Source organism: Streptomyces sp. NPDC091271 (assembly GCF_044757505.1).
GTDB lineage: Bacteria > Actinomycetota > Actinomycetes > Streptomycetales > Streptomycetaceae > Streptomyces.
This window is the reverse complement of the sequence record NZ_JBIVVD010000004.1, coordinates 465,647-479,122: the sequence shown is the minus strand read 5'-3', so window position 1 is coordinate 479,122 and position 13,476 is coordinate 465,647. Positions and strand designations below refer to the sequence as shown.

The following is a 13,476-nucleotide window of genomic DNA, read 5'->3' as shown; positions in this document are numbered from 1 at the left end:
CACAGGCTATGGAGGGCGCTATCGTCGGCCGCATGCACTTTCAGCAGCTCGCCTACTTCGTGGCCGTGGCCGAGGCCAGACACTTCACCCGGGCCGCCGAGGAGGTGCACGTGTCGCAGCCCTCCCTCTCCCAGCAGATCAAGGCCCTGGAGAACGAGCTGGGCGCCGAGCTGTTCAGCCGCGCGCGCGGCAACATCGCGCTGACCGACGCGGGCGAGGCACTGCTGCCGCTCGCCCGCAGGATCCTGGCGGACGCGGACACCGCGCGGCACGAGGTGCTGGAACTCGTACAGCTGCGCCGGGGGCGGATCAGACTGGGCGCCACCCCGAGCGTCTGCACGGGCCTGCTGCCCGACGTGCTGCGTGCCTTCCACGGCGCGCACCCCGGGATCCGGCTCCTGATCGAGGAGGGCGGCTCCCACGACCTCGTACGGCAGCTGGCACGGGGCGCCCTGGATCTCGCGCTGCTCGTGCTGCCCCTGCCCGCGGGCTCGCCGGCGCTCACCACGGTGGAGCTGCTGCACGAGGACCTGGTGGTGGTGTCACCGGCGTCCCGGCCCGCACCCGGGCGCAAGGGGTCCGTGCACATCGCCGATCTCGAGAACGAGCCGCTGGTGATGTTCCGGCACGGCTACGACCTTCGGGAGCTGACCGTCGCCGCGTGCCGGGCGGAGGGTTTCGAGCCCTCGTTCACGGTGGAGGGCGGCGAGATGGACGCCGTTCTCGGCTTCGTACGGGCGGGCCTCGGGATCGCCGTCGTGCCCCGCATGGTCGCCGTGCGGGCCGGCCAGGACCTCCGTACGACACCGCTGGCCTCGCCGGGACTGCGGCGCACGATCGCGCTGGCGCACCGCAGCGACGTCGAACCGCCGCGCGCGGCGCGGGAACTCCAGCGGATGCTCCTGGGGGCGGGGCCGCCCGCCGCGTCCTCAGCCGCCGGCGGGCCCGGCCCGGGCGGCGGCTGAGGACGGAGCCGTCAGACCGCGTCCGCCAGCAGCAGCGCGTGGATCCGGTCCGGGGCGCCGGGGCGCGCGTAGTACCAGCCCTGGGCGGTGTCGCAGCCGAGCTGTCGCAGCTGCTCGGCCTGGGCACCGGTCTCGACACCCTCGACCGTGACCGCGAGGTCCAGGCTGTGGGCGAGCGAGACGATGCCCTCGACGATCTTCAGGTCGACCGGGTCGGCGGGGTGGTGCTGCATGCCCTGGGTGAAGGAACGATCCAGCTTGAGGATGCTCACCGGCAGGCGGCGCAGGTTCGCCAGGTTCGAGTACCCGGTGCCGAAGTCGTCCAGCGCGATGTCGACGCCCATCTCCGCCAGCTGACGCAGCGGCTTGAGCAGATCGTCGTCCGCGCCGATCAGCGCGGACTCGGTGACCTCCAGGCAGAGGGCGCCGGGCTCCAGCCCGGAGCGTTCCAGCACGTCGACTGTCTCGGCGACCAGCCTCGGGTGGTGCAGCTGGGTCGGCGAGAGGTTGACGTTGATCCGCAGGGGGCCGCCGTCGGTGTGACGTTCCTGCCAGAAGTTCGCCTGCCGGACGGACTCCTCCAGGACCCAGCGGCCGAGCGGCACGATCAGCCCGGTGTGCTCGGCGAGCGGGATGAACCGGTCCGGGCCGAGCACACCGTGCTGCGGATGGCACCAGCGCACCAGCGCCTCGGCTCCGTGCACGCTGCCGTCCCCGAGGTGCACCAGCGGCTGGTACTCGATGAAGAACTCGCCGCGGTCCAGCGCCGCGGGCAGCGCCGTGGTCAGCCCGTGGCGGGTGATGGCACGGGCGTCGGCCTCCGCGTCTGCGAGCGCGAAGCGGTTCCCGCCGGCCGCCTTGGCCCGGTACATCGTGATGTCGGCGCTGCGGAGGACCTCGGCGGCGGTGCGTTCGCCCGACGGCCCTTCGACGACGCCGACGGATCCCCGCACGGTCAGCTCCCGGCCGTCGAGACGGATGGGCGTGGCGAGCGCGGAGAGGATGCGTCCGGCCAGCTCGTGGACCTCGTCCTGGGTGTGCGGCCCGGTCGTGAGGGCCACGAACTCGTCACCGCCGAGCCGCGCGACCATCTCGCCGGGGGCGGTCCCACAGCTCTGCAGCCGGTCGGCGACCTCGACCAGGAGCCGGTCACCCGCCGCGTGGCCCAGGCTGTCGTTGATCGCCTTGAAGCCGTCCAGGTCCAGATAGCAGAGACCGAAGCGCATGCCTTCCCTGGGCGCGAGGGCCTTCTCCAGACGCTCGAAGAACAGCGTCCGGTTCGGCAGACCGGTGAGCGCGTCGTGGGTGGCCTCGTAGCGCAGCCGCAGATTGAGCAGCCGCCGCTCGGTGGTGTCCTCCATGAGCGCCAGCTGGTACTCCGGCCGCCCCTCCGAGTCCCGCAGCAGCGACACGGTGAGGTTGGTCCACAGGACGGTGCCGTCGTTGCGGTAGTACGGCTTCTCGACGCTGTAGTGCTCGCGCTCGCCTCGCACCAGCTCGTCGTAGTACTTCCATACGTACGGCGAGTCCTCGGGGTGCACCCACTCGTTCACCTTGTGGCTGCGGACGTGGTTCTCCAGGCCGCCGAACATCTTGGTGAGGGTGTCGTTGATCTCCAGGATGTTCCCGTCGAGGTCGGCGATGCCGATCCCGATGGCGGCGTCCTTGAACACGGCGCGGAAGCGAGCCTCGGTGGCGTGCAGTGCCTGTTCGGCGTCCGAGCGCGCGGTGAGCGCCGAGCGGGCGATCGCCTCCTGCTCGGCGAGTGTCCGCTCGCGCAACGCCTGGGTGAACCCGCCGGCCAGCGCGTGCTGGATCCGCGCGCACCGGGCCCGGCTGTCCTCGGTCGACAGCTCCACCGGTCCGTTGCCCCCGCAGTAGAGGACCAGGTAGGAGTCGACGACGCCGAGGGTGGAGCTCAGGGCGTCCGGGTCCGTGCAGTGTGCGGCGACCAGGGAGGCTCCGACGCCGTGCGCGGGTGCCGCGTCGAAGACCCGGGTGTGAAGGATGTCGCTCAGCTCCCGGGCGAGCGGCAGCAGATGTTCCTCGAACTCGGGGCGGGACATGGAGGTGGCCGTGGACGGGAAGATCGCCCGGCTCCAGATGGTGGCGAATCTTCGGAGCCGGCCCTCGGGGCCGTCGGGTTCCGCGTCGGGCACGCCCGACGACTGAGCGGGAATGCTCACGCCTTGCGCCCAACCCCGGCGAAGCCCGAGAAGGCGAACGGATCTTCGTGCGCGAGCGTCCCCGGGGACTCGGGACGCCACTCGGGCATGGAGACGAGCCCGGGCTCGACCATCTCGTACCCCTCGAAGAATCGGCTGATCTCCGTGCGCGAACGCATGATCAGCGGATTGCGGATGGTGCGGTAGACACCGACCGTCCCTCCCGCCTCCTCCTGGGTGAGCGGGATCCCCTCGTACGACGCGTGGGTCAGGACCAGCAGGCTGCCGGGGGCCAGCGCGTCGCGCAGCTCCGCGACCGCCGCGTACGGATCGTCGGAGTCCTCGATGAAGTGGAGCACCGCCACCAGGAGCAGCGCCACCGGCTTGTCCAGGTCGAGGAGGCCGTTGATCTGCGGGTCCGCCAGGATCTCTTGGGGTTTACGCAGATCCGCGGCGGCGATGACGGCCCGCTCCTTGCCGTCGAGCACCGCCTGGCTGTGTGCGACCGCGACCGAGTCGTGGTCGACATAGGCGATCCGGGCCTCGGGATCGGCAGCCTGGGCGACTTCATGAACATTGCCGAAGGTCGGTATACCGGACCCTATGTCCAGGAACTGGTTGACTCCTGAAGCAGTGGCGTAGTGCACGGCCCGCCGCATAAAGGCACGATTGGCCTGCATGACCTTGGGGAGGCCCGGCATGAACTCCATGGCCTTCCGGGCCGCTTCCCTGTCCACCTCGAAATTGTGCGAACCGCCCAGATAGAAGTCGTACATGCGAGACACGCTCGGCACCGAGATGTCAATGCCTTGCGGTGCCCAGGCGGGACGCTCCATCGATGTCTCCAACAAGTCGCCACGGCGATCCGGCCATGTTCATGGTCAGTGTTGACCAGAGGCTACTGATCGACCGCCAGGAGAGCGAGTGGAAACGGAAATTAGAGATCCGTTATTGGTCACACACCGGAGGCATGTGCGGCGGTCCGTCGCTGCGTGTGCACATTCGGCGACGGACCGGCACCACGGAGGGTCTTCCGGGCCCTACTCGGAGGCTTCGACCAGCTTCGCATCGGGCGAGACCGCGTACCATGTACCCCCGACGCCTTGGCCGTTGGTGTCTCCCGGCCGCGCGTCGCCGGAGAAGGTGTAGAGAGGCCAGCAGTCGAGCGACTGCTGCTTGACGCCGTCCGGACGGTCGAAGGTGACGAATCCCTTCGTGGTGACGCCTTCGACGTCATTCTTCTGCACGGGACCGACGACCGGCCACTTCTTCAGACAGTCGCCCGTGCACGCGGACTTCATCGGCCACGCCGAGTCCTTCTTGAAGCGGTAAACCGTCATACCGCGCTTGTCCACGACGATGTTCCCGAGTTCCGGATCCTCGCGGACCGAAAGTCCGGCAAGGTCGGGCTGGGCACCGGTGGCTCCGCCGGCTTCCACCGCCGCTTTCTTTCCGTCCGGAGCGGCGGCGAACCATGTCCCTCCGACACCCTGCCCGTTGGCATCACCGGGCCGGGTGTCCTCGGCGTAGCGGTACATGGGCCAACCCGCCACGGTCAGCTGTTTGGTCCCGTCGTCCCTGGTCACCTCGCCGATCAGCGACGCCTCGGTGCCCGCGGCCGCTTCGGCGTTCTGCGCGGGCACCGCGGGCCACGCCTTCGCGCAGTCGCTCCCGCAATTCGAGCTGGGCGGTTCGGCGGTGTCCTTGTCGAAGCGGTAGAGCGTGAAGCCTTCGCTGTCGGTCAGCACCTTGCCCAGCTTCTTGCTGTCCCACACCGCGAGTTGCCCGGCCTCCTTCGCCGTCCCACTCGCTGCCGTGCCGGAACCGTAGCCGCCGTCCGAGCCGTAACCGCTGTCGGCAGGCTGCTGCGCCGACGCGGCGTTCCCCACGGCCTGGCCGTTCGGCGACGCGGTGCCCTTCTCCTGACCGCACGCCGTCGTCAGCGCCAAGAGGGCCACCGCCGTCACCGCGAGCGAGGCGTTCCGCCAGGTATTCATGTCGACTCCCGTTGTCCTTCTGCCGTCCGGGACGCGAGTCCGCGCCTTCCGTGGCCCTTGGTACGGGCGGCTGGTACCTCTGTGTTCAACGGAAGCCCGGACAACTTTCGGCGGGCGCAAACGCGAATCGCCGAATGTCCCTCCATCAGGCGAATCGGCTCCGCCCTCCGCGTGTTCGGCGGCTCAGGGGAACATGCTCCCCGGCGTGTACGGATCACGCATATGGCGGCTGACGGCCGCGACCCTGCTCCTGCTGCTCGCCGTCCCGCTGCCGGCGGCCGGTGACGACTGCGCCGTCGCCTCCATCGGGCAGGGGGACGGCAGCTCGTCCGTCGCCGTGGCGGGCGAGGGACGGTGCGGGGCGGTCATCGCGGAGCCCGAACCCGAGCCCGAGCCCGAGCCAGCACCGCCACCACCGGCACCACCTCCGCCACCTCCGCCTCCCCCACCCCCTCCACCGCCGCCCCCTCCACCTCCGCCTCCACCGCCCCCGCCTCCTGCACCCGCAGCGCCCGAACCGGCACCTGAACCCGAACCGGAGCCCTCTCCACCACCTGCCACCGTGCGCCCCACACCGCCGCCCCCCGCGCCCGTCGCGCTGCCCACCTACAAGAAGCCTCCCCGCAAGACGCCCCGGGCCGGGCCGTCACTGGTCTCGCTCACCCTTCTCATCACCGCGCCCGCCGTTTTCGCCGTGGCCGTACTGCGGCCCCGCTCGTCCCGCTGAACCGAAAAAGGGAACCCATGTCGGAATGGCTTGTTCTGACCATTGCGATGGCATCGGCATGCGCCGTCGTGCTGACCATCGCCGTCCTGAGCAACAGGCGCCTCGCCGAGGACGACGATCCGTCCGAGACGCCCGACGTCATCGAGTACATGACGATGATGATCGGTGTGGTGTACGCGATCGTGCTCGGCCTGGCCATCGCAGGCGTCTGGGAGGGCCGCAGCGCCGCCCAGGAGTCCGTACGCCTGGAGGCGCAGGCACTGCACGAGGTGACCGCCCGGTCGGCGGTCTACCCGGTCGAGGTCCGCGACCGCATCCGGGCCGACGTGGACGCGTATGTGGCTCATGTCGTCGGCGCCGAATGGAAGTCGATGACGGACCACGCGAGTCTCACCGAGGAGGGCACCAGACTTCTCGACCGGGTGCGGGCCGACGTGACGGAGTACAAGCCGCGGACGGACCACGAAGGGCAGGCGTACCAGCCGCTGGTGGACCAGGTGGCCGCTGTCGACGACGCACGAGGGGCCCGGGGGCAGAACGCGGGCGCGACCATGCCGGGAGTCGTCTGGTTCGGTCTGATCACCGGGGCCGTGGTCACGGTCGGATTGATCTTCACGCTCCAGATCCGCAGAACCTTCCGTGAATTGCTGCTGGCCGGCCTCTTCAGCGTCCTGATCGCCTTCCTGCTCTTCCTCATCTGGGACTTCGACGCGCCCTTCGGCCGGGGCATCTCGGCGACCACAGCTCCGTTCGTCGATCTGTTCCCGCACGCCACGGATGGATAGGAGCGCGCACCTCGCGGCCTTGTCCCCCGGCCGGAGAGCCGGTCGGGGGACAAGGCTGCCCCATTCGCCTGACACCGATCGCGGGTGGTATGCGGCACTTCTACCGTTTCGGTCATCGAGGTGCATTTCTCATACCTCGCGGAAATCCGTTCCGCGGCTGCTCCTCGGGACCCGGAGGATTCACCATGCGCGCGATACGTGTCGCACCCGTCGCCCTGCTGGGCGCCGCCGCCTGTTTTCTGATGGCACCGGCCGCGTCGGCCGATGTGCTCAACGGCGGCACGTCCACCTCGTTCACGCCGACCATCACTCCGTCGACGGTCGCGCCGGGAGGCCAGGTGACTCTCGGCGCCATGGGGTGCACCAGCAATGCGACCGCGTTCTCGGGCGTGTTCGACACGGTCACCATCCCGAGCGGGCGGTCGGCCTCGGCCACGGTCGACTGGGACGCCAGGCGTGGCGCCGTCTACGAGGTGACCTTCCGCTGCGGCACGACCACACGGTCCGCCAACCTGACGATCACGAGCGGCGCCACCAGTTCCCCCTCGACCAGCCCCACCACGGCCCCCACGACCAGCTCCACCGCCTCTCCGAGCGGCGTGCTGGGCGGGCTCGGTGGCAGCGTCGACACGATGGACCCCGCGGAGATCGCCGCCGGGTCAGCACTGGTGGCGGCCGCCTCCGCCGGCGCCTTCCATGTCCTGCGCAAGCGCCGTACCGCTCGCCGGCACTGACAGCTCGCACACAGACACACGGCAGTCGCCCCGGGTCCTGGTCCAGGACTCGGGGCGACGGGCGTATCGGGCCGGGTGGGAGGTTCGACGCGTCAGATCGCCGCATTGCTCATCCGCCGACGGACGACGAAGACGGCTCCGCCGACGGCTGCCGCCGCGACAAGACCGCCGCCGACCTGCATCTCGACGGAGCTGGGACCCATCGACCCGCCGAGGCCACCCTGCGCGCCCCGCGAGTGCAGCACGGTGAAGCGGGCCGTCGCGACCGGGTCGCCGTTTCCGCCCTGGCCACCGTTGCCACCCTGGCCGCCGTTACCGCCGTTACCGCCCTGGCCACCGTTGCCACCCTGGCCGCGCTCGTCTCCGTTACCGCCCTGGCCGCCGTTGCCGCCCTGGCCTTGGTTGCCTCCGTTACCCCCGAAGTTGTTCTGGCTGTCGTTGCACCTCACGGACAGGCTGTACTGACCAGGCGTCGCGTTGTTCCGGATGTGCGCCGTGGCATAGCCGACCCGGCCCGGAGAGAGGTTCACCGTCGGGAAGGCGTTCGACCACACCTTGCCGCCGGAGCGGCCGCAGCCCTCCGCGCTGACCTGCATGGTGGCGCCCTGGTGGACCGAGGACGGGTCGACGGTGACATTGGTCGGGAAGTTGCTCGGGTTGCTGCCCGGGCCGCCGCCGGCGGCGGCCAGCGGGGCGGCCAGCCCGACCGCCGCGAATGCGGTCGCGGTCACCGCGAGAGTGCGTGAAGCACGCATCTTTGAACCTCCAGCGGGAAGCGCCCCGGAGTCTTGGTCCCCGGGAGTTGACGAAAACGCATCCCATGACGAACCCTCACCAAATACCGCAGGTGCCGCACTTCGGCATTGCTCCACCCCGGTGAGCCGACACACCGAGGGCGGGACCCGGAATCTGACGGAGCCGCAGGTCACGGACCGTCAGAATTTTTATCCGCTCATTACTCCGAAGAGAAGACACCCACGACGGCGCCCGATCGGCCGCCACCCGTTCGCCCTTCCCTGATCGCCGCCTTGCGCACCCGCGCCTAGCGTGACGGTGTCGCGACGAAGGGAGAACCATGGGCCGGGACCAGTGGGGCGCCGAGCGGAGCAGACGCACACCGTGGGGCGCCGTCGCCCTGGTGATGCTCACCGGGCTCGCTCTCATGCGCAACGGCGTCGAGACGTCCCCCGGACCGCCGCAGCCCGCCGCCGCGGCTTCGGTGGCCGGCCCCCGGGACACCACGGTGTCCTCCCCGGCCGACGGCGAGTCCGTACAGCCGCTCGCGTACGCCCCCGCCGAGCGCATCCAGATCCCGTCGATCGAGGTCGACGCACCCGTGGTCGATGTGAACCTGGACCCGGCAGGCTGGATCGAGGCGCCACCCGCCCAGGATCCGAACCTCGCCGGCTGGTACCAGAACGGCATCGCTCCCGGCCAGCGTGGGACCTCCGTGATGGTCGGTCACGTCGACAACCTCGCCGGCCCCGCGGTCTTCTACGGACTGGGCTCCCTCAGCAAGGGGCAGCAGATCGAGGTGTCCCGCTACGACAACCGGGTCGCGGTGTTCGAGATCTACGGCGTCGAGGTCTTCTCCAAGAACGACTTCCCCGGCCCCCGGGTGTACGGCGACACCGGGTACGCCGAACTCCGGGTCATCACCTGCGGCGGGGGGTACTCGAAGGCCGACGGCTACGACGGGAACGTGGTGGTCTTCGCCCGGCTGGTCGAGACGCGGTAGCCGGTCCGGGCACCTGGCGCCCACCGTCAGCTGCGGTGCGGGACGGTGGGGCGGTACCCCCTTTCGATGAGCGCGGGCAGGTACCGGCGGAGGGCGGCCACGCTCTGGGACCGGTTTCCGCCCGCGTCGTGCGACAGCACCACGACGCCGGGCGCCGCGCCCTTCTTGACCCGGCGGACGATGGCGTCGGTGCCCGGCGTGGTCCAGTCCAGCGTGTCGACGGTCCAGGCCATCGGTTCCATGCCCATCGCTGCGCCGATCTCGAAGGAATTGCGGTTCCAGGCACCGTACGGGGCCCGGTACCAGAGCGGCGGGGTTCCCAGGGTCTTCTCGATCACTTCGCTGGTGCTGCCCAGTTCGTCGCGGATCGCGCCCCGGGAGAGCTTCGGGATGAGGGGGTGCGACCAGGAGTGGTTGCCGACGACATGCCCGTCGTCCGCCATCTCGCGGAGCAGGTCGCGGTTGTCGGTGGCCATCTCGCCGCAGACGAAGAACATCGCCCGGATTTCGTATCTTCGCAGCGTGGCCAGGATGTCCGGGGTGTACCGGGGGTCGGGGCCGTCGTCGAAGCTGAGCACCATGGCGTCGCTCCCCAGCTCGGGGAGTTCCTCGAAGGGCCGGGTGCGGACGGGCGGCGAGGCCGGCCGGAAGCGGGGCGGTGTGGTCGAGGTCATGGGCCGCAGCCGGTAGGCGCCTGGGGCCGTCCCGGCCCGCGCCGGAGGCCCTGCGGCCGGGGCGGGGGGCTCTCCACCGGGGCGCGCGGGTGTCCCGGCCGGGTCCGCTGCGACGGTGTGCACGGCGATGGCTGCCCCCAGTGTGAGAGCGAGGCGCAGAAAGGTGCGGCGTTCCGCCGGAATCTGATCATGCTTCATGACCAACTGCTCGCACGGAGTGACGCCCACGCCCGGCGCCGACACCTGAGATGTGGTGTTTTGCACCCGATGGATGGAGTGCGTCGGTGGAATCCGGAGGGAAGGTTCCGGGTTCCACCGCCCGCCCGGGGGACGCGGGGCATGAGCGGCTACCCTCAGGGCCGTGACTGACCAGCAACACCACCGCTTCGAGCGCGGCACGGACGGCCCCAAGGTGATCGTCGCGGGCATCGACGGCTCCGAGTCCTCGATGCGGGCCGCGGCGTACGCGGCGGGCCTCGCCCGACGGCAGCACGCGATGCTCGCCCTCGTCTACGTCCAGCCGGTGATGTCGGCCGGCGCCGCCCTGGGAGCCCCGGTCGCCGACGCGACCGGCGAGGTCGCCGAGGGGCTGGTGAGCGAGATCAGGATGGCGACCGAGCGGCTCAAGCACATATGGAATGTCCGCTGGGAGTTCCATACGTTCCACGGGGATCCGTACAACGGGCTCGTGACGGCCGCCGACGAGTTGAAGGCGGACGCCGTGATCGTGGGCGCCTCGGAGTCCGCCGGGCACCGCTTCGTCGGCTCGGTGGCGGTCCGGCTCGTGAAGGCCGGGCGCTGGCCGGTCACCGTCGTGCCGTGACGCCCCACGGGTGCCCGCCGGTCACCGCCGGGCCGTGAACGCCCGGGTGGGTGGCGGACGTCACTTGCCGGCCACGAGACCGTCCTGGGCCGCGCCCCGGCTCAGGACGACGGCCTGGATCCGGTCGCGGATCTCTCGCATCCGGCCGTCCGTCTCCCCCGTCGGGCCTGCGGCTCCGTTGGCCAGGCCCACCACGCGCCCCGCCTCGGGGTCGAACCACTGCGGGATGAACTCGGCCTTCTTGACGGCCCATCGCTGCCCCGGTTTCGCGGGCGGCTCGAACGTGAAGCGGCCCATCGAGCTCTCGTTGGCGCGCGGGTCCTGGGCTCCCTCGTGGTTGACCATGGCACCGGCGACCTGGTCGCCCATGCCGTAGACGATCCAGGTTCCGTTGACCTTCTCGTACGCCTGCGGGACATGGGCGTGGGTGCCGAGGATCAGGTCGATGTCGGGGCGTTCGCCGGTGCCGGAGGCCGTGAGTTCGCGGCCGAGTCCGAGCTGGACGTCGTCGGGGGCGTCCTGCCATTCGGTGCCCCAGTGCAGGGAGACGACGACCACGTCGGCACCCGCCTTGCGGGCCGCGCGGGCGTCCGCGACGATCCGGTCCTTGTCGATCAGGTTGACCGCCCAGGGCTGCCCGGCGGGCAGCGGGATGTCGTTGGTGCCGTAGGTGTACGCGAGGTGGGCGACCTTCGCCGCGTCCTTGGCCTTGCCCGCCCTGAGCACGGTGGGACGGGCCGCCTCCTCGGCCGAGCGCGCGGATCCGGCGTGGGCGACGTCCGCGCGGTCCAGCGCGTCGAGCGTCCGTCCGATCCCCTGCGCGCCGTCGTCCAGGGTGTGGTTGGAGGCGGTGGAGCAGGAGTCGAAGCCGGTGGCGCGCAGTGCGGTCGCCACCTCGGGCGGTGACTTGAAGGACGGATAGCCGGTGTAGGGGCCGCCGTCCTGGCCGTACACCGTCTCCATGTGACAGATGGCCAGATCCGCACCCGAGACCGCCCGAGCGGCACCCTTGAGCATCGGGCGGAAGTCGTAGCCCCTGCCGCCCGCGTCGGCCGCGGCGCGGTCGATGATCGAGGAGTGCGGCAGGATGCCGCCCGAGGCCAGCAGTGTGAAGGCGCGCGACCCCTCCGCTCCCCCGGCGCCCGAGCCGTTCACACCCCGCTCGGCGGTGAGGTGCCGCCCGGCGAAGCCGGGGGGTGACGACTGCTGGCCGGTACAGGCTGTTGCGGTGGCGAGGAGACCGGCGACGGCGATCGCCGCGCCCTGTCGGATGCGCTTCGTCATCTGCACGACTCCCAGTTCGGATGATTTCGGCCATCCGAATACACATATATTCATACCGGTGAGTCAAGAACAAAGCAGCCAAAGTACCTGAATCGGCCGTATCGGCGCCGGGCGACCGTTCACCGCACCACTCGCCGCTCCGTGCGACCGCTCGGCGCACACCTCGGTGCACCGCCTGTTCCCTCAGGCGCCGATGCGTTCGTATACGCCAGGCGGGAGCGAGGCGCCAGGGGCCTCTTCGGGAAAGGACGTTCACGATGACCACTGCGACAACCGATGAGCGGGACCTCGCCCAGCTGCAGCGGGAACACGGGCCCGCGCTGCTCCACTTCCTGCTGGGCCTGACGTTCGGCGACCGGCAGCGGGCGGAGGATCTGCTGCAGGAGACACTGGTACGTGCCTGGCAGCATCCTGAGGCGTTCGACGCCCCCTACGACTCGATGCGCCCGTGGCTCTTCACCGTCGCGCGGCGGCTGGCCATCGACGCCCGCAGGTCCCGCCAGGCCCGTCCGACGGAGGTCAGCGACGCGGTCCTGGAGAGCGCCCCCGCCCAGGACGACACAGCGGACTCCGCGGTCCACGCCCTCGATGTGCGCGAGGCCGTGAGCACGCTCAGCCCCGAGCACCGGGCCGTGCTCGTGCAGATCTACTTCCGGGGGCTCAGCGTGGGCGAGACCGCGCAGGCGCTCGGAATACCCGCAGGCACCGTCAAGTCCCGCTCGTACTACGCGCTGCGGCTGCTCAGCCGCAATCTGCCCGGCTACTCCAGCAGGTCCTCCACGTTGAGCAGCGCGAGCAGGGAGACCGCCTCCGCGACCTCCACATAGGCCGCCACACATGCCTCGCACCGCTGCAGATGCCGGGCGACCTCACCGCTCTCGTCCGCTCCCAGGGCATCGAGCACATAGGCGCCCAGCAGCTGCCGCACATGCGGGCCGTCGCCGCGATCGGCGGTCATGGCACCTCGAATCTCCCGACGGATCCTGCCCTTCTGCCCACGCGGGGCGCGTGCCCCCGGTTCAATGCTGCGTGTAGCCCGGTACAGAGTCGAAGAAAGAGGCGAGACGGGATGCGTCCCGAACACCACGAGGAAACCGGCGGGGGCGGGCTGCTGGTCCCGATGGCCTGGATGTACTCCGAGTACATCGCTGACGAGGTCCTGGAGACCGGCGACCTGATGGAGCCGACGACCCTGGAGTACCGTGCGGGGCGCGACGCGCTCGCCCTGACGATCTTCCTCTCCGACGGAGCGGGCGCCGACGAGCTCCCTGCGGCGCGGGTGGACGAGCTGCGGCTGCTCACGGCGTACGGCGCCTCCTGGAGACGCTGGGTCTGCGCGCGCCTGGAGGCGCTGGCGCGGCCGACCGCCCCGGCCGGGGTGGCGGATCCCGACCTCGCGCTGGCACGGGCCGCCTGGCGGTGGCTGGAGGAGACCGAACTGCTGGCGGCCGACCTCGACGCGATCGGCCCGCCGCCGTGGGATCCGGTTGACGCCGACGACGAGGACGTCGAGACCCAGGTGTGGACGCCGGCGTGGCAGCTGGGGCTGCCGCTGGGCCATCTGGCGGTCAATCTGTACTGAGC

The 13,476-nt window shown here is 70.5% G+C and carries 16 protein-coding genes; 8 read left to right on the top strand and 8 right to left on the bottom strand.

All coding sequences use genetic code 11. The annotated features are described in order from the left end of the window. Positions 1 to 32: 32 nt before the first annotated feature. A complete protein-coding gene (locus ACIQM3_RS18745; RefSeq protein ID WP_401625321.1) occupies positions 33 to 965 on the top strand; it encodes a LysR family transcriptional regulator in 933 nt (310 codons plus the stop codon). 11 nt (positions 966 to 976) lie between these two features. Here ACIQM3_RS18745 and ACIQM3_RS18740 read toward each other — a convergent pair whose 3' ends face one another. The 4 genes from ACIQM3_RS18740 to ACIQM3_RS18725 form a co-directional block, all read right to left on the bottom strand. Beyond that, the gene (locus tag ACIQM3_RS18740) at positions 977 to 3,151 is read right to left on the bottom strand and encodes a putative bifunctional diguanylate cyclase/phosphodiesterase (protein ID WP_401625318.1); all 2,175 of its coding nucleotides are present in this window, start codon (positions 3,149 to 3,151) and stop codon (positions 977 to 979) included. Then, a complete protein-coding gene (locus tag ACIQM3_RS18735; RefSeq protein ID WP_401625315.1) occupies positions 3,148 to 3,966 on the bottom strand; it encodes an SAM-dependent methyltransferase in 819 nt (272 codons plus the stop codon). Before ACIQM3_RS18735 ends, ACIQM3_RS18740 begins: the two co-directional genes overlap by 4 nt. Positions 3,967 to 4,170: 204 nt before the next feature. Continuing rightward, positions 4,171 to 5,127 carry an SCO0930 family lipoprotein gene (locus ACIQM3_RS18730; protein WP_401625313.1) on the bottom strand — a complete coding sequence of 319 codons (957 nt, stop codon included), beginning with the start codon at positions 5,125 to 5,127 and terminating at the stop codon, positions 4,171 to 4,173. Positions 5,128 to 5,310: 183 nt separating this feature from the next. Then, positions 5,311 to 5,496: a hypothetical protein gene (locus ACIQM3_RS18725; protein ID WP_401625310.1), complete on the bottom strand. Its 186-nt coding sequence runs from the start codon at positions 5,494 to 5,496 to the stop codon at positions 5,311 to 5,313. Between the two features lie 193 nt (positions 5,497 to 5,689). On the opposite strand from ACIQM3_RS18725, the gene ACIQM3_RS18720 reads away from it, so the two are divergent. The 3 genes from ACIQM3_RS18720 to ACIQM3_RS18710 all read left to right on the top strand — a co-directional run bounded on the left by ACIQM3_RS18720 (position 5,690) and on the right by ACIQM3_RS18710 (position 7,373). After that, positions 5,690 to 5,854, top strand: coding sequence for a hypothetical protein (locus ACIQM3_RS18720; protein WP_401625308.1), 165 nt, complete (start codon positions 5,690 to 5,692; stop codon positions 5,852 to 5,854). A 17-nt stretch (positions 5,855 to 5,871) separates the two neighbouring features. Continuing rightward, positions 5,872 to 6,639, top strand: a complete 768-nt coding sequence (locus ACIQM3_RS18715) for a hypothetical protein (protein ID WP_401625305.1) — start codon at positions 5,872 to 5,874, stop codon at positions 6,637 to 6,639. Positions 6,640 to 6,824: 185 nt separating this feature from the next. Beyond that, positions 6,825 to 7,373, top strand: coding sequence for a hypothetical protein (locus tag ACIQM3_RS18710; RefSeq protein ID WP_401625302.1), 549 nt, complete (start codon positions 6,825 to 6,827; stop codon positions 7,371 to 7,373). 92 nt (positions 7,374 to 7,465) lie between these two features. Here ACIQM3_RS18710 and ACIQM3_RS18705 read toward each other — a convergent pair whose 3' ends face one another. Then, the gene (locus tag ACIQM3_RS18705; protein ID WP_401626455.1) at positions 7,466 to 8,104 is read right to left on the bottom strand and encodes a hypothetical protein; all 639 of its coding nucleotides are present in this window, start codon (positions 8,102 to 8,104) and stop codon (positions 7,466 to 7,468) included. A gap of 344 nt (positions 8,105 to 8,448) precedes the next feature. On the opposite strand from ACIQM3_RS18705, the gene ACIQM3_RS18700 reads away from it, so the two are divergent. Beyond that, positions 8,449 to 9,111, top strand: coding sequence for a class F sortase (locus ACIQM3_RS18700; protein WP_401625299.1), 663 nt, complete (start codon positions 8,449 to 8,451; stop codon positions 9,109 to 9,111). A 26-nt stretch (positions 9,112 to 9,137) separates the two neighbouring features. Here ACIQM3_RS18700 and ACIQM3_RS18695 read toward each other — a convergent pair whose 3' ends face one another. After that, positions 9,138 to 9,983 (bottom strand): polysaccharide deacetylase family protein, encoded by an 846-nt coding sequence (locus ACIQM3_RS18695; RefSeq protein ID WP_401625297.1) that lies wholly within the window; start codon positions 9,981 to 9,983, stop codon positions 9,138 to 9,140. Positions 9,984 to 10,146: 163 nt separating this feature from the next. On the opposite strand from ACIQM3_RS18695, the gene ACIQM3_RS18690 reads away from it, so the two are divergent. Beyond that, positions 10,147 to 10,608, top strand: coding sequence for a universal stress protein (locus ACIQM3_RS18690; RefSeq protein WP_401625294.1), 462 nt, complete (start codon positions 10,147 to 10,149; stop codon positions 10,606 to 10,608). Positions 10,609 to 10,668: 60 nt separating this feature from the next. Here the strand turns inward: ACIQM3_RS18690 and ACIQM3_RS18685 are convergent, their stop codons facing one another. After that, positions 10,669 to 11,892 (bottom strand): CapA family protein, encoded by a 1,224-nt coding sequence (locus tag ACIQM3_RS18685; protein ID WP_401625291.1) that lies wholly within the window; start codon positions 11,890 to 11,892, stop codon positions 10,669 to 10,671. A 257-nt stretch (positions 11,893 to 12,149) separates the two neighbouring features. Here ACIQM3_RS18685 and ACIQM3_RS18680 point away from each other — a divergent pair, with 257 nt between their 5' ends. Further along, a complete protein-coding gene (locus ACIQM3_RS18680; RefSeq protein ID WP_401625289.1) occupies positions 12,150 to 12,719 on the top strand; it encodes a sigma-70 family RNA polymerase sigma factor in 570 nt (189 codons plus the stop codon). Here the strand turns inward: ACIQM3_RS18680 and ACIQM3_RS18675 are convergent. Beyond that, entirely contained in the window at positions 12,653 to 12,850 is a 198-nt protein-coding gene (locus tag ACIQM3_RS18675) for a zf-HC2 domain-containing protein (RefSeq protein WP_401625286.1), read from the bottom strand. The two genes, ACIQM3_RS18680 and ACIQM3_RS18675, sit on opposite strands and share 67 nt — an antisense overlap. Before the next feature lie 111 nt (positions 12,851 to 12,961). On the opposite strand from ACIQM3_RS18675, the gene ACIQM3_RS18670 reads away from it, so the two are divergent. Next, complete coding sequence (locus ACIQM3_RS18670) at positions 12,962 to 13,474, top strand: hypothetical protein (protein ID WP_401625283.1); 513 nt, start codon at positions 12,962 to 12,964, stop codon at positions 13,472 to 13,474. Positions 13,475 to 13,476: the final 2 nt, after the last annotated feature.

Coding starts and splice junctions, on each gene's coding strand:
- ACIQM3_RS18745 (WP_401625321.1), top strand. CDS start 33: ATGCACTTTCAGCAGCTCGCCTACTTCGTGGCCGTGGCCGAGGCCAGA.
- ACIQM3_RS18735 (WP_401625315.1), bottom strand. CDS start 3,966: ATGGAGCGTCCCGCCTGGGCACCGCAAGGCATTGACATCTCGGTGCCG.
- ACIQM3_RS18730 (WP_401625313.1), bottom strand. CDS start 5,127: ATGAATACCTGGCGGAACGCCTCGCTCGCGGTGACGGCGGTGGCCCTC.
- ACIQM3_RS18725 (WP_401625310.1), bottom strand. CDS start 5,496: ATGACCGCCCCGCACCGTCCCTCGCCCGCCACGGCGACGGACGAGCTG.
- ACIQM3_RS18715 (WP_401625305.1), top strand. CDS start 5,872: ATGTCGGAATGGCTTGTTCTGACCATTGCGATGGCATCGGCATGCGCC.
- ACIQM3_RS18710 (WP_401625302.1), top strand. CDS start 6,825: ATGCGCGCGATACGTGTCGCACCCGTCGCCCTGCTGGGCGCCGCCGCC.
- ACIQM3_RS18700 (WP_401625299.1), top strand. CDS start 8,449: ATGGGCCGGGACCAGTGGGGCGCCGAGCGGAGCAGACGCACACCGTGG.
- ACIQM3_RS18695 (WP_401625297.1), bottom strand. CDS start 9,983: ATGAAGCATGATCAGATTCCGGCGGAACGCCGCACCTTTCTGCGCCTC.
- ACIQM3_RS18685 (WP_401625291.1), bottom strand. CDS start 11,892: ATGACGAAGCGCATCCGACAGGGCGCGGCGATCGCCGTCGCCGGTCTC.
- ACIQM3_RS18680 (WP_401625289.1), top strand. CDS start 12,150: ATGACCACTGCGACAACCGATGAGCGGGACCTCGCCCAGCTGCAGCGG.
- ACIQM3_RS18675 (WP_401625286.1), bottom strand. CDS start 12,850: ATGACCGCCGATCGCGGCGACGGCCCGCATGTGCGGCAGCTGCTGGGC.
- ACIQM3_RS18670 (WP_401625283.1), top strand. CDS start 12,962: ATGCGTCCCGAACACCACGAGGAAACCGGCGGGGGCGGGCTGCTGGTC.